21 protein-coding genes and 2 pseudogenes are annotated in these 22,869 nt (G+C 67.8%); 8 read left to right on the top strand and 15 right to left on the bottom strand.

What is annotated here, in order from left to right; translation table 11 throughout:
• The first annotated feature begins 308 nt into the window (after nt 1–308).
• Complete coding sequence (acnB, locus tag SB786_RS17245) at nt 309–2,894, top strand: bifunctional aconitate hydratase 2/2-methylisocitrate dehydratase (protein ID WP_410728484.1); 2,586 nt, start codon at nt 309–311, stop codon at nt 2,892–2,894.
• Nucleotides 2,895–3,018: 124 nt separating this feature from the next.
• Here the strand turns inward: acnB and SB786_RS17240 are convergent, their stop codons facing one another.
• A complete protein-coding gene (locus SB786_RS17240; RefSeq protein WP_410728483.1) occupies nt 3,019–3,942 on the bottom strand; it encodes a LysR family transcriptional regulator in 924 nt (307 codons plus the stop codon).
• A gap of 67 nt (nt 3,943–4,009) precedes the next feature.
• On the opposite strand from SB786_RS17240, the gene SB786_RS17235 reads away from it, so the two are divergent.
• Nucleotides 4,010–4,627 carry a LysE family translocator gene (locus SB786_RS17235; RefSeq protein ID WP_410728482.1) on the top strand — a complete coding sequence of 206 codons (618 nt, stop codon included), beginning with the start codon at nt 4,010–4,012 and terminating at the stop codon, nt 4,625–4,627.
• A gap of 52 nt (nt 4,628–4,679) precedes the next feature.
• Nucleotides 4,680–4,883, top strand: coding sequence for a hypothetical protein (locus SB786_RS17230; RefSeq protein ID WP_410728481.1), 204 nt, complete (start codon nt 4,680–4,682; stop codon nt 4,881–4,883).
• Here the strand turns inward: SB786_RS17230 and SB786_RS17225 are convergent.
• The 3 genes from SB786_RS17225 to SB786_RS17215 form a co-directional block, all read right to left on the bottom strand.
• Nucleotides 4,802–6,229 (bottom strand): PLP-dependent aminotransferase family protein, encoded by a 1,428-nt coding sequence (locus SB786_RS17225; RefSeq protein WP_410728480.1) that lies wholly within the window; start codon nt 6,227–6,229, stop codon nt 4,802–4,804. The two genes, SB786_RS17230 and SB786_RS17225, sit on opposite strands and share 82 nt — an antisense overlap.
• Nucleotides 6,230–6,532: 303 nt before the next feature.
• Nucleotides 6,533–6,733, bottom strand: coding sequence for a hypothetical protein (locus SB786_RS17220; RefSeq protein WP_410728479.1), 201 nt, complete (start codon nt 6,731–6,733; stop codon nt 6,533–6,535).
• A 185-nt stretch (nt 6,734–6,918) separates the two neighbouring features.
• Nucleotides 6,919–8,331: a PLP-dependent aminotransferase family protein gene (locus tag SB786_RS17215; protein ID WP_410728478.1), complete on the bottom strand. Its 1,413-nt coding sequence runs from the start codon at nt 8,329–8,331 to the stop codon at nt 6,919–6,921.
• A 230-nt stretch (nt 8,332–8,561) separates the two neighbouring features.
• Here SB786_RS17215 and SB786_RS17210 point away from each other — a divergent pair, with 230 nt between their 5' ends.
• Entirely contained in the window at nt 8,562–9,791 is a 1,230-nt protein-coding gene (locus SB786_RS17210) for an NAD(P)/FAD-dependent oxidoreductase (protein WP_410728477.1), read from the top strand.
• A 36-nt stretch (nt 9,792–9,827) separates the two neighbouring features.
• Nucleotides 9,828–10,979: a branched-chain amino acid ABC transporter substrate-binding protein gene (locus tag SB786_RS17205; RefSeq protein WP_410728476.1), complete on the top strand. Its 1,152-nt coding sequence runs from the start codon at nt 9,828–9,830 to the stop codon at nt 10,977–10,979.
• A 48-nt stretch (nt 10,980–11,027) separates the two neighbouring features.
• Here SB786_RS17205 and SB786_RS17200 read toward each other — a convergent pair whose 3' ends face one another.
• The 5 genes and pseudogenes from SB786_RS17200 to SB786_RS17180 form a co-directional block, all read right to left on the bottom strand.
• Nucleotides 11,028–11,939: a hypothetical protein gene (locus SB786_RS17200; protein WP_410728475.1), complete on the bottom strand. Its 912-nt coding sequence runs from the start codon at nt 11,937–11,939 to the stop codon at nt 11,028–11,030.
• A 60-nt stretch (nt 11,940–11,999) separates the two neighbouring features.
• The gene (locus SB786_RS17195) at nt 12,000–12,323 is read right to left on the bottom strand and encodes a TfoX/Sxy family protein (protein ID WP_410728580.1); all 324 of its coding nucleotides are present in this window, start codon (nt 12,321–12,323) and stop codon (nt 12,000–12,002) included.
• A gap of 78 nt (nt 12,324–12,401) precedes the next feature.
• Nucleotides 12,402–14,138 (bottom strand): phage integrase family protein, encoded by a 1,737-nt coding sequence (locus tag SB786_RS17190; RefSeq protein ID WP_410728474.1) that lies wholly within the window; start codon nt 14,136–14,138, stop codon nt 12,402–12,404.
• 93 nt (nt 14,139–14,231) lie between these two features.
• A pseudogene (locus SB786_RS17185) lies at nt 14,232–14,387 on the bottom strand (MFS transporter); the annotation flags it as partial.
• Nucleotides 14,370–14,591 (bottom strand): annotated as a pseudogene (locus SB786_RS17180) (hypothetical protein); the annotation flags it as partial. The pseudogenes SB786_RS17180 and SB786_RS17185, both read right to left, overlap by 18 nt.
• A 324-nt stretch (nt 14,592–14,915) precedes the next feature.
• Between SB786_RS17180 and SB786_RS17175 the strand changes: the two are divergent.
• Nucleotides 14,916–16,106 carry a tetratricopeptide repeat protein gene (locus SB786_RS17175; protein ID WP_410728473.1) on the top strand — a complete coding sequence of 397 codons (1,191 nt, stop codon included), beginning with the start codon at nt 14,916–14,918 and terminating at the stop codon, nt 16,104–16,106.
• A 105-nt stretch (nt 16,107–16,211) separates the two neighbouring features.
• Here SB786_RS17175 and SB786_RS17170 read toward each other — a convergent pair whose 3' ends face one another.
• Both SB786_RS17170 and SB786_RS17165 read right to left on the bottom strand, forming a co-directional pair.
• Nucleotides 16,212–16,403 (bottom strand): DUF2964 family protein, encoded by a 192-nt coding sequence (locus SB786_RS17170; protein ID WP_006753113.1) that lies wholly within the window; start codon nt 16,401–16,403, stop codon nt 16,212–16,214.
• Between the two features lie 14 nt (nt 16,404–16,417).
• Complete coding sequence (locus SB786_RS17165; RefSeq protein WP_410728472.1) at nt 16,418–16,897, bottom strand: universal stress protein; 480 nt, start codon at nt 16,895–16,897, stop codon at nt 16,418–16,420.
• Nucleotides 16,898–17,162: 265 nt separating this feature from the next.
• On the opposite strand from SB786_RS17165, the gene SB786_RS17160 reads away from it, so the two are divergent.
• A complete protein-coding gene (locus tag SB786_RS17160; protein WP_410728471.1) occupies nt 17,163–17,924 on the top strand; it encodes a 2-keto-4-pentenoate hydratase in 762 nt (253 codons plus the stop codon).
• Nucleotides 17,925–17,928: 4 nt separating this feature from the next.
• On the opposite strand, the gene SB786_RS17155 is transcribed toward SB786_RS17160, so the two are convergent.
• Entirely contained in the window at nt 17,929–18,060 is a 132-nt protein-coding gene (locus SB786_RS17155; RefSeq protein WP_410728470.1) for a hypothetical protein, read from the bottom strand.
• 157 nt (nt 18,061–18,217) lie between these two features.
• Between SB786_RS17155 and SB786_RS17150 the strand changes: the two genes are divergently transcribed.
• Nucleotides 18,218–19,630, top strand: coding sequence for a 3-deoxy-D-arabino-heptulosonate 7-phosphate synthase (locus SB786_RS17150; protein WP_410728469.1), 1,413 nt, complete (start codon nt 18,218–18,220; stop codon nt 19,628–19,630).
• Between the two features lie 42 nt (nt 19,631–19,672).
• Here SB786_RS17150 and SB786_RS17145 read toward each other — a convergent pair whose 3' ends face one another.
• From SB786_RS17145 to SB786_RS17135, 3 genes are all read right to left on the bottom strand, one after another.
• Nucleotides 19,673–20,725: an AraC family transcriptional regulator gene (locus SB786_RS17145; RefSeq protein ID WP_410728468.1), complete on the bottom strand. Its 1,053-nt coding sequence runs from the start codon at nt 20,723–20,725 to the stop codon at nt 19,673–19,675.
• Nucleotides 20,726–20,873: 148 nt separating this feature from the next.
• Nucleotides 20,874–21,200: a hypothetical protein gene (locus SB786_RS17140; RefSeq protein ID WP_410728467.1), complete on the bottom strand. Its 327-nt coding sequence runs from the start codon at nt 21,198–21,200 to the stop codon at nt 20,874–20,876.
• Between the two features lie 31 nt (nt 21,201–21,231).
• Nucleotides 21,232–22,737: a hypothetical protein gene (locus tag SB786_RS17135; protein ID WP_410728466.1), complete on the bottom strand. Its 1,506-nt coding sequence runs from the start codon at nt 22,735–22,737 to the stop codon at nt 21,232–21,234.
• Nucleotides 22,738–22,869 lie beyond the last annotated feature (132 nt).

Below are 22,869 nucleotides of genomic sequence, written 5' to 3'. Positions count from 1 at the left end.
CGTTCGCGCCACGTGAACATATTTGGCGTCTCCGCCATCACCGGCGCGCCTTGGCGCGCGCGGCTCACGTCTGCCCCGGAATGAATGCCTTCGGGGGTCCGCGACGCGGCCGGCTTCCGCTCAACCGCCACGCCGCGACCTGTCTCGGGAAGTCTCAAAATCCAACTCTTATATAAGACATAAGACATTTGACGCCTGACTGGATTGCGATTAGAATCCCCTCGAAAGCAGTGAAGCAGTGTCCGGAACAGCAGCCCCGGCGTGCCTGGAAAGCCCTTCCCCTGAAACGCAATCTCAGCAGGTCCCCCATGCTTGAAAACTTTCGTGCTCACGTGGCCGCCCGCGCCGCGCTCGGTATTCCCCCCCTGCCGCTGACGGCCCAGCAAACCGCCGAGCTGGTGGAACTGCTGGCGAACCCGCCCGCAGGCGAAGAGCAGACGCTGCTCGACCTGATCACCCACCGCGTCCCCGCCGGCGTCGACGAAGCCGCCCGCGTGAAGGCCGGCTTCCTGGCCGCCGTCGCGAAGGGCGAGACGGCCTGCCCGCTGATCTCGCGCGAGCGCGCGACCGCGCTGCTCGGCACGATGCTCGGCGGCTACAACATCCAGCCGCTGATCGAGCTGCTGTCCGACGACGCAGTCGCGGCAGTCGCGGCCGACGCGCTGAAGAAAACCCTGCTGATGTTCGACCAGTTCCATGACGTGAAGGAACTCGCCGACAAGGGCAACGCACACGCGAAGGCCGTGCTGCAAAGCTGGGCCGACGCCGAATGGTTCACGAGCCGTCCGGAAGTGCCGGAAAGCCTGACCATCACCGTGTTCAAGGTCACGGGCGAAACCAACACCGACGACCTGTCGCCGGCGCCGGACGCCACCACCCGCCCGGACATCCCGATGCACGCGCTCGCGATGCTGAAGACCGCCCGCCCCGGCATCACGCCGGAAGAAGACGGCAAGCGCGGCCCGGTCAAGTTCATCGAATCGCTGAAGGAAAAGGGTCACCTGGTCGCCTACGTCGGCGACGTGGTCGGCACCGGCTCCTCGCGCAAGTCGGCCACCAACTCGGTGCTGTGGTTCACCGGCGAAGACATCCCGTTCGTCCCGAACAAGCGTTTCGGCGGCGTGTGCCTCGGCGGCAAGATCGCCCCGATCTTCTACAACACGATGGAAGACGCCGGCGCGCTGCCGATCGAACTCGACGTGTCGCAGATGGAAATGGGCGACGTGGTCGAACTGCGCCCGTACGAAGGCAAGGCGCTGAAGGACGGCAACGTGATCGCCGAATTCCAGGTCAAGTCCGACGTGCTGTTCGACGAAGTGCGCGCCGGCGGCCGCATTCCGCTGATCATCGGCCGCGGCCTGACCGCGAAGGCGCGCGAAGCGCTGGGCCTCGCACCGTCGACGCTGTTCCGCCTGCCGCACCAGCCGGCCGACAGCGGCAAGGGCTTCTCGCTCGCGCAGAAGATGGTCGGCCGCGCCTGCGGTCTGCCGGAAGGCCAGGGCGTGCGTCCGGGCACGTACTGCGAACCGAAGATGACCTCGGTCGGCTCGCAGGACACCACGGGCCCGATGACCCGCGACGAACTGAAGGATCTGGCGTGCCTCGGCTTCTCGGCCGACCTCGTGATGCAGTCGTTCTGCCACACCGCCGCCTATCCGAAGCCGGTGGACGTGAAGACGCACCAGACGCTGCCGAACTTCATCAGCACGCGTGGCGGCATCGCGCTGCGCCCGGGCGACGGCGTGATCCACTCGTGGCTGAACCGCATGCTGCTGCCCGATACCGTCGGCACCGGCGGCGACTCGCACACGCGCTTCCCGATCGGCATCAGCTTCCCGGCAGGATCGGGCCTGGTCGCGTTCGCGGCCGCCACCGGCACGATGCCGCTGGACATGCCGGAATCGGTGCTGGTCCGCTTCAAGGGCAAGATGCAGCCGGGCGTCACGCTGCGTGACCTGGTCAACGCGATTCCGCTGTACGCGATCAAGCAAGGCATGCTGACGGTCGCCAAGCAAGGCAAGAAGAACATCTTCTCGGGCCGTATTCTCGAGATCGAAGGCCTACCCGACCTGAAGGTCGAGCAAGCGTTCGAGCTGTCGGATGCGTCGGCCGAGCGTTCGGCGGCCGGTTGCTCGGTGCACCTGAACAAGGAACCGATCATCGAGTACCTGAACAGCAACATCACGCTGCTGAAGTGGATGATCGCGCAGGGCTATCAGGATCCGCGCAGCCTGCAGCGCCGTATCGCGGCGATGGAGCAGTGGCTGGCCGACCCGCAATTGCTGTCGCCGGATGCCGACGCCGAATACGCGGCCGTCATCGAGATCGACCTGGCCGACATCCACGAGCCGATCGTTGCATGCCCGAACGACCCGGATGACGTGAAGACGCTGTCCGACGTCGCAGGCGCCACGATCGACGAAGTGTTCATCGGCTCGTGCATGACCAACATCGGTCACTTCCGTGCCGCGTCGAAGCTGCTGGAAGGCAAGCGCGACATCCCGGTCAAGCTGTGGGTCGCCCCGCCGACCAAGATGGACCAGAAGCAATTGACGGAAGAAGGTCACTACGGCGTGTTCGGCACGGCCGGCGCCCGTACCGAAATGCCGGGCTGCTCGCTGTGCATGGGCAACCAGGCACAGGTGCGCGAAGGCGCGACGGTGATGTCGACGTCGACCCGTAACTTCCCGAACCGCCTGGGCAAGAACACGAACGTGTACCTCGGCTCGGCGGAACTGGCGGCGATCTGCTCGCGTCTGGGCCGGATCCCGACCAAGGAAGAGTACATGGCCGACATGGGCGTGCTCACCGCGGACGGCGACAAGATCTACAAGTACATGAACTTCGACCAGATCGAAGACTTCAAGGAAGTCGCCGACACCGTGCAGATCTAAGCATGCGGTCGAGCCGCGGCGGGTCGTGCCCGCCGTGGCGACACGCAATGGCGCCGCGGGCTGAATGCCTGCGGCGCCATTTTTTTGAAGGTCGCCGACGTCGCGCAACGATCCGGCTCACACGTCAGACCATCGTCCTCAGCCAGTCGAGCAGAGCCGACTGCGCGCTTCCGTCCTTCACAGGCTCCGGCGTCAGCAGGCAATAGTGCGAGCCGTCTTCGACGAAACCCATCGGCGCGACCAGGACCCCGCTTTCGAGGTCGTCGCGAACGAGGTGCCACGGGCCGATCGCGACACCCAGCCCCGCGACGGCCGCCTGAAGGCTGAAATAGAAATGGTCGAACATCTGCCCGCGCCCGCTGCCCGCCGGTTGATGCGCGGCCGCCGCCCATTCCTTCCATGCGTCCGGCCGCGTGCGCGTATGCAGTCGCGGCGCGCCGCGCTTCAACGCGCGGCCATCGCGTCCGCCGGAAAACCACGTATCGACGCGATCCGGCCGACACACCGGCCCCACCCTTTCCGTGAACAGTCGCTCGGCGTGATAACCGGCAGGCCACGCGAAGTCGTTGCGGCGGATCGCGATATCGATGCCGTGATCGAACGAGAACGGGCCGCCGGCCGCGGCGAGATGGATATCGACGCGCGGGTAAGTTGCCTGGAAGTGCGGCCAGCGCGGAATCAGCCAGCGCATCAGCAGCGTGGGTTCGCACGACAGCACCCAACGCTGCGCACGGGCCGCGTCGGTCCGTAACGCGTGCGCGGCCTGCGTCATCAGGTGCAGGCCCTCATGGACGGCCTGCGCGAGCTTGCGGCCTGCGTCGGTCAGGAACACGCGACGGCTGCGCCGCTCGAACAATGCCACACCCAGGTCGTCCTCGAGCAGACGCACCGCGCGACTGACCGCGCCGTGCGTCACGTGCAGTTCGTCGGCGGCCCGGCTGAAATGCTCGTGGCGCGCCGCCGCTTCGAAGCAGCGCAACGCCATCAGCGACGGCAGCGCGGCACGGACATTCTGCGAGCCAAACTCACCATCTTGGTCAGAAATCATCGCTTTTCCCGGCGAATCGTGATCCCTAATATTGGCGCATCACGACGAAAATCGAAAGGACGATGCAATGACGGAATGGATAGCCGTAGTCACCATCACTTTGCTGGCCGTGATCAGCCCGGGGCCGGATTTCGCGATGGTCACGCGCAACAGCCTGATGCTGTCGCGCCGCTCGGGCTTGCTCACCGCCTGGGGGATCGCGCTGGGCGTGACGGTTCACGTGAGCTACACGCTGCTTGGCGTGGGCCTGCTGGTCCGCCAATCGCTGTGGCTCTTCAACGCCGTCAAGCTCGTCGGCGCGATCTACCTGATCTACCTCGGCGCGCGGATGCTCACGGCGAAGCCCGCCGACGGTCGGCCCGCGACGCAGGTCGCGCCGCTGTCCGATCGGGCGGCGCTGCGCACCGGCTTCCTGACCAACGCGCTGAATCCGAAAACCACCGTGTTCATCGTCAGCCTGTTCATGCAGGCCGTCCGGCCCGACACGCCGTTGCACGTGCAGATCGGCTATGGCCTGTTCATCGCGCTGGCGCATGCGGGCTGGTTCAGTCTGGTCGCGGTCTGCTTCTCCGCCGATGCCATCCGCGAGCGTTTGTTGTCGTTACGTCACTGGATCGACCGCACCTTCGGTGTTCTGCTCGTCGGCTTCGGGATCATGCTGGCCGTTGCGCGCGGCAGTCGCTGAGCGGCACGCAATCGACTTGATCGAGGGCTCGGCTGCCACATAGATTCCTACGATGGACATCGACGAGCTGCGGCCGATGAAGCTCACGTATGGCGCGATCGAAAGCACGCCGCGCCTGCGCAAAGCGATCGCGTCGGCCTACGCGCGCCAGTCGGCCGTCAACGTGATCGCACTTCACGACTGCATGCACGATGCCGCGAGCTTCCCGACCGCGATCACCGCCTGCTCGATCTCCGGCGACCACGGGCTGCTGTAGTTCAGCCGGATGAAGTTCCGGTAGTTGTCCGTGATCGAAAACATGTAGCCGGGCCCGATCGTGATGCCCTGCTCCAGCGCGAGCTGGTACAGGCGCATCGCGTCGACCTGTGCCGGCAGCTCGACCCACAGCACGTAACCACCCGCCGGGCTCGAGATGCGCGTGCCTTCCGGGAAGAACCGCGACACCATCGCTCGCATCAGGTTCGCCTGCTGCGCATACGCCTTGCGAATCCGCCGCAGGTGATGCTCGTAGCCGTCGCGTTCGAGAAACTCGGCGATCGCGAGCTGCGGCAGCGACGGCGTCGCCAGCGTGTTCAGGAACTTCAGCTTCTCGACCTGATCCCGATAGCGCCCCGGCAACGCCCAGCCGATCCGGTAGGCGGCCGTCAGGCTCTTCGAGAACGACGAGCAGTGCAGCACGATCCCGTTGCGGTCATAGGACTTCAGCGCGCTCGGATGCGACTCGCCGAAATACAGTTCGTTGTACACGCCGTTCTCGATGATCGGCATGTCGGCTTTCGTTGCGTATTCAACCAGTTCGCGCTTGCGCTCGTCGGGCATCTGGAAGCCGAGCGGGTTCTGAAAGTTCGGCATCACCATGCACGCGGCGATCGGCTGCGACTTTGCAATGGCCGCCAGCGCCGCGATGTCGATTCCGTATTCCGGGTGCGTCGCGACCTCGATCGCCTTCATCCCCATCCGCTCGATCGCGTGCAGCATCGCGTAGAACGTCGGCGACTCCACCGCGATCGTGTCGCCCGGTTTCGCGACCGCCTGCAGGCACAGATTGATCGCCTCCGTCGCGCCGACCGTCACGATGATCTCGTTCGGATCGACCGACATTCCGTTTTCCAGATAGCGCCGTGCGATCTGCCGGATCAGGCGCGGATGGCCCGGCGGCAGCCCGTCCGTCACGCCCCACAGCGACTTGTCGCGGCCGGCCGCATACGCATAGCGGTTCAGCTTCTCGAACGGAAACAGGCTCGGGTCCGGATACGGCGAACCGAGCGGCACGGCGTCGTCGGTGCCGATCGAACGCAGCGTCGACAGCACGAGCCGGCTCATGTCGACCGACGACGAGATCGCGATCGGCTTCGACGGCCGCAGTTCACGCACCGGCGCGTGGTTGTCGTCACGGCGCAGGTTCACGAAGTAGCCGGACTGCGGGCGGCTTTCCAGCAGCCCGCGGCTTTCGAGCAGCAGATATGCATGCAGCACGGTCGTGATGCTGATCCGGTGCTGCTGGCTCGCCTGACGTACCGACGGAATCCGGTCGCCGTGCCGGTACACGCGCTGGCGGATCAGGCGCTCGATGTCGTCCGCGAGTTTTTCGTAGAGCTTCATCGCACGCTCCCCGCCGGCCTGCGCATGCGCGCCGCCGTCCCGTACGCGTCCGATACGCGCATGTGCTGCCCGCCGACCGGGCTGTCGTTCTGCCTGATTGCTCCCTCCGGTTTTGCCTTTTCCATCGCAGTGGCTCGCTTTTGAAGATGCGCCGGGAGGATTCCGTTACAACGGGATCCACGGCACTGTGCACTTGATGGAAGAATCTTAAGAGAAGAACAGTTGGCGACGGGTACACACATCGATCACGCGAACAAGAGTACAGTTCGGCGCGCCTCGCGCATGGCGGCGCAACTGTACATCTTATGAAATGGCCGAACGGCCGGAGGGCTTGCGCGCATCCTGAAACCGGCCGAACGCGCGCTCGAAACGGAGCGCCAGCACCGCCTGAACCGGTTGTCGGATCTTCCATTGGGCGTGATGGCGCGCCATCGCAGGCACGTGCTGTCGCTCGTGGTCGCCGAACCGGTTGCGCAAGGGAGGATCACGATCGACGAACGCCACGCGCGCGCGGCGCGTGGGCGGTGCATTGCGCGACCGGGCGCGTGACGTGCGACGGCGAGCCCGTGGGACCCGCGATCGACCCGCCGCCGTCGCCGCTGCGCGCGGTGCCGTGGCTGCCTTACGACGAAGCGCTGCTGCAGCGGATCGTCGCCGTCGTGGCGGGTTGCTCGACTGAGTGGGTGCAGTCAGATCGAGCCGAACAGCGCGCGCGGCCGGTCCTTCAGCGTGCCGGCGAGGATTCGCAGCCCGTTGACGAGTTCGTCGCGCGTGGCCGGGCACGCGAGGTTGATGCGCACGCCGTGCTCGAGTTCCGCGCGATCGACCGCGAACGTCGACGACGGCATCACGATCACGCCGCGCGCCTTCGCGTTCGCGGCGAAGTCGTCGGCGCGCCACGGCGGCGGCAGCCGCAGCCACACGAACATGCAGGCGGGATCGGACCTCAGTTGCCCGGCCGGCAGCAGCTCCCGCGCGAGATCGACGCGCGCGCGGATCTCCGCGAGTTGCGCGGCCATGATCCGCTCGGCAGTGCCGTCCTCGATCCACACCGTTGCAATCAGCATCGACGTGGGCGCCGGCATCCATGCGGTGGTGCGCACCGCTTCCGCGCACAGCGCGACGCTGTCGCGCGGGCAGCTCAGATAGCCGAGCCGCAGCCCCGGCGCGAGAATCTTCGACGTCGCACCGATATGAAACGTCAGCTCGGGACACAGCCCCGCGATCGCCGGCAGCCGGTCGCGCACGAGCGGCCCGTATACGTCGTCTTCGATGATCGTCACGTGATGGCGCCGCGCGATATCGACGAGCGCCATCCGGCGCGCGAGGCTCATCGTCGTCACGGTCGGGTTCTGCAGGTTCGGCACGACGAAGATCGCCTTGACGGGTGTGCGCTGGCAGATCCGTTCGATCTCGTCGGGCAGCAGGCCGTCGTCGTCGGCCGGCGCGCTGACGATCTCGAACTGGAACACCGGCGCGAGCGCCTTCAGGCCGTAATACGTGAGGCGGTCGGCGACGATCACGCCCTCGGTGCCGATCAGGCTGTTCAGTACCGCATAGAGCCCGTGCTGCGCGCCGCTCGTGACGACCACCTGGTCGCGCGACGGCGCGAAGCCCGGTGCGGCGAGCCACTGCGCGCCGGCCGCGCGTGCCCAGTCGGGCCCCTGCGGCGGCTGGTATTCCTGCAGCGACGCGAAACGCGGGTCGGCCGGCAGCTCACCGAACGTCCGGGCGAGATTCGCCAGGAACTCGCCCGTCGCCGGACGATTCACCGTCAGATCGATCACGCCGTTGCCCGCGGCGAGCGACGCCCGGGCCGGCTCGATGCTCGGCATCGCGCCGCCGGTGACGAGCGAGCCGCGCCGCTTGCTGCCGATCACGAGGCCCCGCAGCTGCAACTCCTTGTACGCACGCGATACGGTCGACACGTTGATGCCGAGCTCGGCCGCGAGCTGGCGCTGCGGCGGCAGGCGGCTACCCGGCGGGTACATGCCGTTGCGGATTTCCGCCTCGATCGAGCTGGATACCTCGACATAGGTCGGCCGCTTCGCCTGCGCCGGCACGGCGTCGGCTCGCTCTCCGGAAATTTTGTCTGCTGCCATGTATCGCCCATGTCCACACAAAAAGCGTTTGTCTGCCATTTAAACCTGTCCGGCGATTGTAGCCGACATCCCCGTCCGATCAAACATCTGCCGAAAAGGCCGCCGAATCACGCGGTTGGAATCGGGTAAACGCTAGGCCCACACAATCGATTTTTGATTGCACACAAAAAATTACTGTGTGATTCTTAATCCCATCTTTGTGTGAACCAGCGTGCCGGAGGAGAAGCTTCATGGCGAACATCGCCATCGTGGGTGCAGGCTTCATCGGGCTCGGCGCGGCGGCATGGCTGCAGCGCGACGGGCATCGCGTCACGCTGTTCGATCCGGCCGGGGTTGGCCACGGCGCATCGTTCGGCAACGCCGCGACGTTCGCGCCGTATGGCTGCGTGCCCGTCAACGGCCCGTCCGTGTTCCGCGACATGCCGCACTTCCTGTTCGCCGCCGACAGCCCGCTACGCATCCGCTGGCCGTACCTGCTGCGCGGCGCGCCGTGGCTCGCGCGATTCCTCGCCGCGTCGACACCCGCGCGTCATGCGCGCAGCGCCGGCGCACTGGCCGCGCTGCTGTCGCGCGCCGCCGACGGCTATGCGCCGCTGCTCGCTTCCACGCGACTCGCAGCATTCGTGCGGCCGCGCGAATGCCTGTATCTGTATGCACGGCAGGCGTCGTTCGACGCCGCGCAGCCGTCGCTGGCGCTGCGGCGCCGGCTCGGCGTGCCGTTCGACACGCTCGACGCTGACGCGATCCGCCGGCTCGAGCCGGCACTCGCGCCGATCTTCACGCGCGGCGTGCTGTTCCATGGAAGCTGGCATTTCTCCGATCCATGCGGATTTCTCGACGCCCTGTTCGCGCACCTCGCAACCGGCGGCGCGACGCTCGAACGCGCGCAGGTCGAACGAATCGAGCCGGTCGGCGACGGCGTGAACGTGCATGCGGGCGGTGCGGCCGGCATCTTCGATCATGTGGTGATTGCCGCCGGCGCCCGGTCGCGCGCGCTCGCCGCCGCGTGCGGCGACACCGTGCCGCTCGATACCGAGCGCGGCTACCACGTGCAGTTCGGTGCGCACGAACTGATCGTCACTCGACCGGTCGGCTGGGCCGAACGCGGTTTCTACATGACGCCGCTCGACGAAGGACTGCGCGCGGCCGGCACCGTCGAACTCGGCGGCTTCGACGCCGGCATGAATCGCTCGCTGGTCGCGCTGCTCACGCGTTCCGCGCGCGAAGCGCTGCCGTCGCTCGGCACGCCGACGCGTAGCTGGCTCGGCTTTCGGCCGACGCTGCCGGATGGCGTACCCGTGATTGGCCGCGCGCGGCGCAGCGAGCGCGTGATCCACGCATTCGGCCACCAGCATCTCGGCGTCACGCTCGCCGGGATCACCGGGCGGATCGTCGCCGATCTCGTCGCGCGACGCGCGCCGCCGCTGGACCTCGCACCTTACCGGGCCGCGCGATTCTGACGCGCGCCCCAACCTTCACCCCTGCAAGGAGGCATCATGAATCGTCGTAACTGGCTGGCATGGCTGGCCGTCTGCTCGATCGGCACGGTCGCCGCGTCCGCGCAAGCCGCGGACCCGGAACCCATCAAGATCGGCTTCGCCGGCCCGCTGACGGGGCCGGTCGCGCGCGTCGGCAAGGATCTGCAATACGGCGCGCAACTCGCGCTCGACGAGGAGAACGCGAAACATCCGACCATCGGCGGCAAGCCCGTGCACTTCGTGCTCGACGTGCAGGACGACCAGGCCGACCCGCGCATCGCGATCCAGGTCGCGCAGAAGCTCGTCGACGACGGCGTGGTCGGCGTGATCGGCCACTACAACTCGGGCTGCAGCATTCCCGCGTCGGCCGTCTACAAGCAGGCGAACATCGCGATGATCACGCCCGGCTCGACCAATCCTCAACTGACGATGCAAGGCTTCAAGAACGTGTTCCGCACGATGGGGCACGACGGTGTAGGCGGCGTGGTAGCCGGCCGCTTCGCGGTCGAACAGTTGAAGGCGAAGCGGATCGGCATCATCGACGACCGCACCGCGTTCGGCCAGGGGCTCGCCGACGCATTCGAGAAAGGCGTGAAGGACGCGCACGGCAGCGTCGTCGATCGTGAATACACGAACGACAAGGCCGTCGACTTCCGCGGCATCCTGACGACGATGAAGAGCAACAACGTCGACCTGCTGTTCTTCGGCGGCCTCGACGAACAAGGTGCGATGCTCGTCAAGCAGATGCGCTCGCTCGGCATCCGCGCGCAGATGTTCGGCGCCGGCGCGCTCAAAAGCAATGCGTTCCTGAAGATTGCCGGCAACGCGGGCGAAGGCACGCAGGATCTCGAGCCAGGCCCGGCGCTCGACAAGCTGCCGTCCGCGATCGCGTTCGCGCAGCGCTACAAGGCGCGCTTCAACCAGGACGTCGAGCTCTATGCGCCGTTCGCGTACGACGCGGTGCTCGCGATGATCGCGGCGGTCCACAAGGCCGGTTCGGTCGACCGCGCCAAGATCGTCGCGAGCTTGGCCGGCGTGTCGGTCACCGGTGTGACCGGGAAGATCTCGTTCGACGAGCGCGGCGATCTGATCAAGCCGCCCTACACGCTGTTCCGCGTCGAACAGGGACAGTGGCACAGCATTCGCACGGTCGGCGGCGCGTCGAACTGATCGACTGATCGACTGATCGACGCCGGGCCGCGCCGGCGGCAGGCAGCGTCAGCGCGCCGCCTGCTGCCGCTGCACCTCCTGCGCTTTCATCTGCAGATACGCGCCCCGCTCGACTTCGTGCAGTTGCTGCGGATACTGCTCGGTGGCGTCGAACCAGCGCCCAAGGCGCTGCTCGAGCGGTTTGTCGAGCGTCGCCAGATACGTGTCGATCGCGAGGTAGTAGCGCATCGTGTTGCGCTCCAGCAATCCGCGCACGCCGCCGATGTATTGCGGCTGCGCGGCCGATGCGCCGCTCGCGAGCGTGAACCCGACCTTGTCGCTGCCGGCCGTCGCGAGGTAGGTCTTCATCGCCATGCGGCCGACGGTGCCGAAGCCGTACGAATACGTGAGATGCAGGAACGTGCGCGAGGCGCCGATCGGCACGGCCTCCAGCGCGATCCGGTAATCCTTCGTGCCCATCGGGCCGCTGTCGGCGGTCAGGTCGACCTGGAAGTAGTCGGGCGTCGCGGCGGCCACGCCGTAGCGGAACTGCACGCGATAGGTATCCGACAGCTTCTGCTCGATCTTGCGGCCGAGGTTCACGTCGAGCACAGGGCCGGTGCTGCCGGTCGACGCATGGCAATACTTCGTGTTCAGGTGCAGGATCAGCACCGCGCACCAGTTGGCGGGGCCCTGCGCGGGATCGTTGAGCTTGCCGTTCACGACGGCGAACGGATAGTCGACGACCGCGTAGATGTCGCCCTTCAGCGACGACGACGCCTCGGACGATTCGAGGTACAGCGGGCGGTGGAACGGGTTGTTCTTCAACTGCTCGCCGAGGCTGTGATAGCGGTCGAGCAGCGCCGCCGCGCCGTTCGCGCCGAACGACAGCGCACTCCAGCCGACGCATAGCGCCGCGACGAGCGCGTGCCATGCGCGGCGAGCATATCGCGGGGCTTGCGGGTGTCGGGTTGTCTCCATTCTTGTGCTCCAGTGCGGCGTGCGGGGTTGGCGCGCCTGTTCCACGGAAGATGCTGACCGCTATCGGCTTCGCTTCACCGGGGCCGGCAATTGCGCGGCGGTGATCCGAATCAGGGTCGACAGCCATTCGCGGTCGTCCCAGCGGTCGCCGCCGATGACGAGATGCGGCTTTGCTGCCGGATACGGTGGAGCTTCGTCGCAGGTACCGACAAACGCACGCCCGTCGGACGTCGGCTTGACGAACAACCGGTCGTCGCATACCAGCGCGACCATCTTGCCGTCACAGTAGATTCCGTATTCGCCGAACATCTTGCGGGCCGACACCGTGCCGGCCGAGGCCATCTGCTCGACGATGAAATCGACGGTTCCCTGACTCGATGCCATCCATCCGCTCCGTGACCGAATAACCGTTCTGACCGTCATCGATGCCGTGTCGTTCCGTTCGATCCGCTCGCGCCCCGCTTATTTGTCAGCCGAAAACGCGCTCGACATCTGCCGCGCCCGCTTCACGTCATCCCCGTGCAGATAGATCGACGTCGTCGAGATCGACGCATGCCGCAGGTTGTCGCGCACCGTCGTCAACTCGGCGCCCCGCGCGAGCGCGTGCGTCGCATGTGTATGCCGCATCCAGTGCGGGCTCGCCTGCCGCAGCTTCTGCGCGAGCGCAGGGTTGTCGGCATCGACGAGCGCGGCCGTCTGCGCGAAGAACCGCTGCATCAGCTTCCACAGCCGCACGCTCGTGATCGCGGCCGCGCCGTCTTCCGCGAGGCTCGGAATCAGCGGCGTATCGGGCCGCCAGCGCACCGGCGTGACCGGCAGCCGCCGCGCGACCAGATAGCGATCGAGCGCCGTGCGCGCGAGCGGCGGCAGCGCGACGCGCGCGGCCTTGCTGCCTTTGCCGATCACCTTCAGCCACGTGTCGCCGTGCGCGTCCGTATCGATGTCGCCGAGCGTCGCGCCGACCAGCTCGCTCGCGCGCAGCCCCGTCGCATAGCCGAAATCGAGAATGAAGCGCAGCCGCTGCGCGGCGGCCGGCGTCCAGGCGGACGCCGGCGCGCCGGACGGCTTGTCCTTGCGAAACTCGAGCCCGTCCGCAATCGTGCGCACGAGCAGCCATTCGCCTTCGGTGAACGCATGCGACGTGTCGAGCGCATTCGCGCCGCGCGTGTCGCGCACCTTGACGCCCGCGAACGGATTCGCGAGCAGGTAGCGCTGCTCGATCAGCCAGCGGAACAGCGCGCCGAGGACCGACAGCGTGTACGCGGCCGAGCGCGCGGACAACCCGCCCGAAAACGGCCGCCAGTCCGGCGCGCCGCGCGGCCGCACGGGGCCGACCCAGCGTTCGTGCGGCGTCGGGCGCCGGATGAACGCGCGATACGCGAGCGCATCCTCGGTCGTCAGCGACGACAGCGCACGGCCGCGCTCGACGATCGCCCACAGGATCAGCCGCTCGGCCTCCTTCCGGTACGCGCGCCGCGTCGCGGCCGATTCGTGCAGCGACAACCACGCGCGCACGGCCGCGTAGTCGTTGTCCGCATCGAGCGTGCTGGTGGCGCGCGGCGCGCGGAACGTGCCGGCCGATCCGTCGACCTCATGCGGCAGCTTCAGTTGCTCCCATGGCACGATGCTGCCGCGCGGCGTCGCGGCGATCAGCGCGCGCGCCCGCTCGGTCAGGTCGGGATGCGCGGAAAAGAACGCCTCGATACGCCGCGCGCTCGCCACACCGAGCCCCGCGATCGCGCGCCACCACTGGCGCCGGCGCGGAATTCGCACGGTCAGGTCGGCCAGCGTCGCGATCCCGTGCGCACGCAGCGCGACGACCGCACGCGCCGGCAGCCACAGGCCGACGTCGTCGCTGATCTGCGGCACCGGCGCGCGCGCATGGCGCAGCACGCCGATCGCATCGGTCGCGGCCTTTGCCATCTGCATGCGCTCGCTGTCGGCATGACCGAGCTGCTCGGCGAGATCGGGCCGCCCGGCCTGCCGCGCGACCCGCACGAGGCGACGTCGAATTGCGCCGATCACGCCGCGCGCCGAGCGCCCTTCGCCGAGCCGACCGGGCAAATAGCGCTCGACGGCCTGGCGCACGGTCATGCCCGCGTACCACGCACGCAGCGCGGCCAGTTCGTCGGCGTCGGGAAAGCCTGCGGGCGCAGGCGTGGAATCGGGGGAAGGCGGCAGGGTGAGGCGCGGTGTCATGGGCGCAAGTTTGACAGAACTGCGCACGGTCGCAAACGCCCGAAGCGCGGTACGACAGCGATGCCGGACGCAACCGGCATCGCGCAACAGCGCTCAGCCCGCCACGGGCATGCGCCGCATTTCCGACAGGTAAATGAGAATCAGCGACACCCACACGATTCCGTACAGGAACATGAAGCAGGACGTGCGCACGCGGAGCAGGTCGAACAGCATGCCGAACAGGATCGGCAGCAGGAAGCCGCCGAGCCCGCGCCGGCTCTGGTACGAACGCCGGACGTCGTCGTCTCGACGATCGCGCGCCAGGCGTCGACCGGCGCCAAGCGTGCGGCGGCGTTCGCGCCCCAGCCTCACCCATGCGCTGCGCACCAACGGATGCTTCGGACGTTTCGCGCAATAAATATAGCAGGAGTACGAATCACTTGGTGAGCGGCCGCATTGTTCGTGGTTCGTGGTTCGTTCTCGCTTTTCAGGTCTTTTCGCAAACCATGATTATTCAAGGAAGTGAAATACAGGTTGTAAAGGACCATCGGATTTCGATCGCTGCCGATTGATGGGCACCACCTGCTATGCTGCACGCGGGCGCTCCGCTGCGCCTGCCCGTCCGGTTCCGCATGGATCAGTCGGGCGCAATCCGCCTCGAATGGCATTGAATGAACGGCGATTCCCCTCGGGTAATCGCCGGCCCGCAGCACGTTGTTTATAGAAGACTGCGCAACCCGTTCGAAGGTTTACCGGCCGTCGGTCAATCACTCCATTACCTATAAGAACCGCATTTTCATGACATCCCGCTTTTTCACCGCATGCATTGCCGCCGCCATCGGCTGCGCCACGCTGCCCGCCGCTCACGCCCGTACCTATATCGCGCCGACGACATCGCTCGGCAAAGGCGCTTACGTCCATCAGTTCGTGCTGCGCGACCCGGTCACGCACCAGCCGCTGCCGAATGCCCGCTATCGGCTGTTCCTGCCGGGCCAGGTCATCGCGGGCCTGCCGGTCAAGCCGGGCCAGCACGACAGCGTGGTCTTCGGCACGACCGACGCCGCCGGCCGCACCGTGCGGATCCGGCTGCCGAAATCGCATCCGCAGAAGCAGTGGGTGTTCAACCCGGTCATCGGCGACGGCGACCTGGGCGAATCGTTCCGGCTGGTCGATGCGGCCGGCGACGCGCCGCTGCGCGGCTTCCCTTACCTGCTGGACGTGGAGCACGAATATCTGGCGTGCGGCCACTCGGACGCGAACGGCTACACGTACTACGCGCAGTCACGCACGCCGCGCACCGTCAATCTGTACACCGGGATGCTGGGCGAATCAGCCGACACCGACTGGTGCGCGGGCCCAGGCGCCGCCATCGCGAACAGCGCGAACGAACCGGGCGCGCCGGACCTGTACACGCAATACCTCGGCAGCCTGGTCGCCAACGGTGACCGGATCGGCAGCGAATTGCGCCAACAGATCGTCATCAAGCTGCTGTCGCTCGCGGTCGCCGAACGCGACGCCGGCCGCGTGGCCGCCGTGCTCGACCTCGGCGAGATCCCCGACGACCGCCTGAACGACACCGGCTATCGGCTCGTCGACGCGGGCGTCGCAGTCGATCGCGGGCTGGCGATGATCGACACGCATCTCGCGAAATCGCCCGACGATGCGTATGCGCTCGACAGCAAGGGTTGGGCGCTGTATCGGCTCGGCCGCGACGACGAAGCGCTCACGTGGTTCGACCGCTCGATCGCGATCTTCGAGAAGAAGGGTGACGGCGACAGCGATACGCGCGAGGCTTGGGCAACCGGCCTGACGCACAAGGGCGAGGTGCTGTGGAAGCTGGGCCGCCAGGATGAAGCGCGCGATGCGTTCGCGCAGGCGCGGAAGATTCAGCCGAAGAACACGGAGCTGGCGGAAACGTTGAAGCGGCTGAATGTGCAGGAAAAGCCGGCCGACGCAGGCGCGTCGGCATCCGGTACGACCGGCACGTGACACGTCACCGGCCCGCCACACGCGGCAGGCGGTGATCGTCGGGCCCCGGCGGTCACTGCCGGGCGCCGGCACGCGCCGTTACGGGAAGACGGCGCTTTCCCCGCCTCACCCTTCGCCCTTGGGCCCCGGGTTGAGCATCACGACGAAACCGGCCACGCCGACGATCAACGCGATCGCACCGCCGCGCAGCGCGATCGTTTCGTCGAACAGCAGCCCGGTCACGACGGCCATCATGCCCGCGAGCGACAAGAACACGGCGATCGTCGCGACGACGATGCGGGACTGGCGACGTATCATCGCGCGCCCCCGTGTCAGGCTGCCGTGGCGGACGCCGGCACGCCGCCGTCGTCGCCGCGAACCAGCAGCACCGGGCACTTCGCGCCGCGCACGAAGCGCTCGGCGACGCTGCCGAGCAGCACGCGCCGGATGCCGCGCCGCCCGTGCGTGCCGACCACCGCGAGCTCGATGCCGCGCTCCTTCACGTAACGCTGCAGGCGTTCCGCGATGTCCTCGCCGATGCTCTCGGTCTCGACGAGTTCGCCCTCGCCCTTCGCACCGGCCAGTGCGATGATCTGTTCGGCTTCACGCAGCACCTTGCGCCCGTCGTCGCGGATTTCCTCGACGAGCGCGTGCGGATCGAAGCGGCCCGCGTACGTGAACAGCACCGACTTGTCGACCACGTATACGACGCTGACGTGCGTATCGGCCGCCAGCGCCACCTTCACGGCCTCGGCAAGCGCCTGTTTCGACGAAGCGCTGCCGTCGATGGCCACCATGATCTTCTTGTACATACGAACCTCGCTGGGGTGAGTTGCCGCGAGCGGTCGCGCGCGGCCATGCCCCCATCATCGGCGGACTGCGGGTTCGAAGGTTGACGGCGATCAAGGTCCATCCGAAGCCGGTCGTGCGGCGAAGCGCCACGTGCGGAAATCGGCGTGCCAGGCCTGCAGCCGCGCCGCGCAACCGAGCAGCCATGCCGCCGAAGGCGCTATCATCGGATCTGCGATCTTCGTCCGGCCCCTTTTTGCCGGTTCACTTTCAACTCGCTCAACCGACATGACCACGACTACCGAACGCGTGGACGGCGCCGCCCAGCATCTCGTCGCCGCCCGCCATGCCGGCGCGCCCGGCCCGCTGCTGCCCGACGCCTTCCGCCCCGAGAACGTCGACACCGCGCTCGCGATCCAGCATCGCGTCGCCGATCTGCTCGGCGAAACGATCGGCGGATGGAAATGCGCATTGCCGCCGCCCGACCGCGTGATCGTCGCGCCGATCTTCGCGTCGACGATTCGCGAAGCCGATGCGCCGTACCGCGTCGTCGGCGGCCCGATCGTGCGGATCGAGCCTGAAATCGCGTTCGTGCTCGAGCGCGACCTGCCCGCCCGCGCGCAGCCGTACGACGAGAACGACGTGCGCGGCGCGATCCGCGAAGTGCGCATCGTGCTCGAGGTATTGGGCTGCCGCTATGCGGAGCCCGCGCGCGCGTCGAAGTTCGAACTGCTCGCCGACGGGCAGTTCAACCAGGGGCTGTGCGTGGGCCCCGTCGTGCCGGACGGCCTGAACGTGCCGCTCGAGACGCTCGCGCTGTCGTTCGACGGCGCACTGAATCGCACGATCGACGGCCGCCATCCGGACGGCGATCCGCTCAAGCCGCTCGTATGGCTGGTGAATTTCCTGGCCTCGCGCGGCGACGGCGCACGCGCCGGCCAGATCGTGACGACCGGCTCGTATGCGGGCGCGATCGACGTGCCGCTCGGCGACGCGCTGACCGTGCGCTTCGGCGAGCTCGGCAGCCTGTCGGTGATGCTGACGGCGTAACCGGTCACGGGCGCCGCTGCCCGGGCTGGCGTGAAGGCCGCGTCGACGCGGCCACGCCGATGCCGGCGGCGATCCTGATGAACATGCAGCACGCTCCCCACGACGTCGACGGCGTCACGAGCAGCAGCAGATCCACGACGGCGGGTTGGCGGCGGCCATCGCCGGCTGCATGCCGGGCCGCTCCCGTTTCGCGGCTCGCCGGTCGGTTCCGTCCTGCCCGGCGTGATAACGTTGCACATCGTCGCCCTCGGTTCGAACAACGGGCACGCGAACCGCTTTCACGCCCATACGCCATGTCGCTGACACCGCTGCCCGCCCTGCTCGACGAAATCCTGCACACCGTCACGCGCCGCTACCGGCTGCCGCCGTTCGACGGCGCGCCGACGCCAGCCGACGCCGCGAACCCGGCGGCGACCCTTGCGCGCGTGATCGAGGACGCACGCCGGATGCTGGCCGACGGCCGGTCTCCCGGCACGGCTCTGCGGCAGCGCTTCGTCGATGCCCTTGCGCACATGATTCGCGCTGCGATGGATGCGCATTCCGGCGATCACGCGTTTCAGGCGTCAGTCCTGCGGCACGACGCGGCGAGCGTGCGCGAATACGCATCGCTGCACGCGCACGCCGAGCAGGACCGGCGCGCGCTGCACTCGGCCGTCAACGCGATCGCGCACCCGGCCAAACTCGAGCGCAGCGCCCAGGCGTGGCAGCGCGACGGGCTCGCGCGGTTGCATGCGGCCGCAACGTCCGCAGAGTGGGGCGAACTCCATGCCACACTGGAGCAACTGCTCGCGCTGCCCGGCATGGCGACCGACACCGCATTCGAGCAAGACATCGTGAAGTTGAAGGACGGTGCCGCGCTCGAACGCCTGCTGCGTCTCGACGCGCTAGCATCGGACGAGCACGTCCGCCGTTATCGCGCACTGTGGGTCCGGCAAGGTCCGCTCGAAGGCAGCACGGTCGCCGTCGCGCAGGGCGTCGCGTCCCAGCAGCGCGGCGCGGCCGTCGAAGCGCTGGCCGCGCGGGCGCTCGACGCACTGGCCCGCCGGCTCGACGCGGTGGACGAGCGGCGCACGTACCGCGTGGTCACGTCGATGCGCGTGCCGTCATCGATACCGGGCCGCCACGACCGCGCGAAAACCGAATGGGACGCGATCCTGCTCGAGCGCACACGCGGCGACGAAGCGGCGCCCGCGTGGAACGTGCGCTTCCTCGTCGAGGCGAAGGCGTCGGCGGATGCCGCGACGACCGATTTGCCGCGACTGCTGCGCGGCCTGAACCTGCTCGCGCAGGCCGACGCGGACACGATCTATTCGTTCGAGACGCACCAGGGCACGGTGCGCGTGCACGGCGCGTCGCTGCGCGCGTTGACGACCGACGACGCGGCGCTGCAGCGGGAAGTACTCTATTGCTGCGATGCGTCCGCGGACGCGACGCCGCGCCTGCTGGGCGCCGCGAGCCGGATGCAGTTGCTGTCGGCGCAGGCGAGCCTCGAATACGCGAGCGCGCTCGCGCAGCAGCCCGATGCCGATCCGTCCGGCCTCGGTGTGATCTGGCAGGCGCTGCTGACGCAACCGCAATGGCATGCGGTGCTGCATCAATACCCGTCGTTGCGGCAGGTTCGCGAACTGATGGTGGCAATCGACGACTTGCGCGCCGCGATCGACGACGCGGACGAAGGCGGCGTCGCGAGCAGCGCGTGCGGGTGATGGCCGAAGCGGGCCGCCGCACGACCGCCACGCGCGGCCCGCTCAGTTGGTGAGCACGCCGAACGGCAGCGTCCATCCCGCCAGCCGGCCGCCGTCGCCCCATCGATCGTCGGCCGCATCGCACGGCAGCAGCACGGGCGCGGCCGCACACTCGAGCGTTTCCTTCGGCGTATGGCCGAACTCGGCCTTGAACAGCCTGTGGAAATACTTCTCGTCGGGAAAGCCGTGCGCCCACGCGATTTCCGCGATGCGCCGGTGCCGGCGCTGCGGATCGCCCAGCACGTGGTAGGCGTGACGCAAGCGCCTGCGCGTGATCTGCCGCATCACGCCGCCGTCCTCCTTGAACAGCTGATAGAGCCGCGCCCTCGACACGCCGATGTCCCGGCAGATCCGGTCGGGCGTCAGGTCCGGTTCCAGCAGGTGCATGTCGATGTAGCGCCGCACGCGCTCGACCAGCGCGTTGTCGATCGGGCCGCGCGCGTCGTCGAGTGCCTGGGCGCTCGGCGCCACCGCCGCCGCCAGCAGCAGCAACAACGATTGCACGACGCTCGGCACGTCGTGCATGCGCAGGTCCGGCAGATTCCGGAACAGCGACAGCATCTGGTCGCCGACGAGGCGGCCCACGCCGCTCGTCAGCGTCTGCCCGTGCGCCCGCGCCGCATGGCTCGGCAGCAGGTATCTGGGCACGACCAGGCTGATCACGTCGCCGGCGTCGACGCGGCAGTCGTTGATCTGCGCGACGTCGTACACGAACACGTCGCCGGCGCGCTTGATCAGCTCGGGGCCGCCGGTATGGCACGCGAGCCGGCCGCCGAGCAGCAGCGTGAAGCGGATCGAGTCCTGCCCGTCGAGCCGGATCCGCCGGGTGGTCCGGTGAACCGTATAGGTCGGCGCGCGCGAGCGCCATTGACGGCCCGACAGGATCAGCGGGCCGAGCGCGGCGCCGCTCGCTTGCGCGTCGAACGGGCCGTGGCCGCCGGCGTCATCCAGCCGGTAGTCGCACAGCATGTCCTTGACCCAGACGTGGAACCGGTCCGGCTCGGGGTAATCGGTTGTGCGAAACTTGAAAACAGGGACGAATGCCGCTTGATCCATGACGGTTTTTTTATCGAGCCGACGGGAAGGAATGAATCGGTTCGTCGATTATCGGACCAAATTGCGCCGGCGCAAGGCCCGCGCGGCATATCGTCCACACAAGCGGTCGAGCGACGCCCTGCGGCGGGCGTCGTCGTGATCGCGGCCATCAGCGTTGCGGATGGCACTCCCAGTTGTTGTACGTCGGCCGATCGATCGGCGTGAGCCCCGGAATCATGAACACCGTACAGCCGAAACGCCGCCCCTTGCCCGTCGTCGCGTTGTAACTCACGTTCTGGCCGCCCAGCCCGTCCTTCTTTCCGTACTGCACGTTGGCAATGGTGATCTCGTCGGACGACGCGAGCCCGAGCGTCTTCGCGGTCGACGTCTGCACGTCGACCATGTTCATCTGCGTCGTGCCGCACGCGGACAGCACGAGGCTGGCGACCGCGGCGCCCAGCGCGGTCCGTACTGTGCAATGCAAGGTTTTCTTCATCGTTTCTCCTCCGGTTTCCCGCGCGACGCGATTACGAGCCTGGGGTATAGAAACTGGACTGCAGTTGGCTGCCGATACTCGCGACATACGACTGCCAGACGAGCGCCATCGACCCCGTGCCGTTGACGGCCAGCGCCGGCCACGATGCGCTCTGCGCCGCCACCGTCGACGCGCTCCACGCACCGTTCCGGTAGGTGGCCGCGATGACGGCCGACGCGCCCGGCAAGCCCGTGTCCTGCCATGCGGCCGTCACGTTGCCGGCCGCGTCGACCACCAGCGGCGGATACTGCGCGGCCGCCCCGTTCAGGTGCTCCGTCAGACGCTGCAGCGGCCCCCAGTTGCCGCTGGCATCGGACACGCTCGCCTGCAGGACGGCGCCCCCTTCGGCCCACATCGCGGCGGCCACGCCGTTTTCGTTGACGGTCAGCATCGGCGTCGCGATGAACCCCGTCGGCTCCGCGATCGCCGGCGCCACGGGCTGCGCGGGCTGCCATCCGGTGCCGGCCACGTAGCGTTGCGACATCGTCGCCGTGAGGATCTGCCCGCCCGTCACGTCGAGCCGCCCCCAGAGCAGCGTGATGTTGCCCTTCGCGTCCATGCCGGCCACCGGCGAGATGATCGTCGTGAACAGGCTCGAGTTCGACACGGCCTGGTTGACGTCGGTCCAGCCGTTGGTCGCGTCGTACGTGGCCGTCCACAGCGCCGACTTCGTATGGTTGGTCTGCCGCCACGCGAGCACCGCGCGACCGGACGGCAGCACCGACATCATCGGCCGCACGTTGTCGGTATCGCCGGTCACCGCGCCGGGCCCGGTCTGCACCGGCATCTGGATCAGCGCCGTCGGCGACCACTGTCCCGCCTGCGTATAGCGCGTCCATGCGATGCGTGTATCGAGCAGGCTGATCGATTGCGTCCAGGCGACAAGCGCGTTGCCCTGGCTGTCGATCCCGGCCGTATAGGACGAACCGGCCATGTCCGCCGCCAGCTCGAGCGGCGCGCCCCATCCGGTACCCGGGCTGTACGGGCGCGCCCACAGTGCGTACGTGTTCGGGCCCGGCATCCATTCCGTCCAGAACGCGACCGCCTGCCCGCTCGCATTGCCGACCAGTTGCGGCTGAACCCCCGTCAGCCCGTTCATCGAATGCGAACCGTCGCTCGTGTCGAGCCGCGTCGCGCTGGCCCAGCCCGAGCCCGGGACATAGCGTGCACCCCACATTTCATTGCCGTTCGCGCCGGCCGGGCCGACGGTCATCCACGTGGCGAGCGCATTGCCGCTCGCGTCGATCGTCACGCTGGGGTCGCCTTCCGGTCCCTTGCCGTCCACCGCGACGGCCGTCGACCAGCCCGCCTGCGGCTGCGCGGTGCCGCCGCCCGTCGGGCCGCCGCTCGAACCGCCGCCGGGCGGTGTCGTCCCGGACGGCGAACCGGGATTGACCGGCGTCGACGACGACGCGCCGCCGTTCGTGGCGACGTCGTCGCCGCCGCATGCGCTCAGCGCGAGAACGGCTGACATGACCAACAATGTGATGGGTTTCATCGGAATCCTCTTGTTTTCGTGTTCCGGCATGCTCTCGTCTGCCGTTGGCCGCAACGCCGTATCGCGTCGGTCGGCCGATCGATTAGCAATACTATTGAACAGGCACGCAAGGCGGCGCCGTTTCATGTCCCC

It is taken from the genome of Burkholderia sp. SIMBA_062, assembly GCF_046534765.1.
Lineage (GTDB): Bacteria > Pseudomonadota > Gammaproteobacteria > Burkholderiales > Burkholderiaceae > Burkholderia > Burkholderia ambifaria.
The sequence above is the reverse complement of the archived record's forward strand: the minus strand, read 5'-3'. Positions and strand labels throughout refer to the sequence as shown.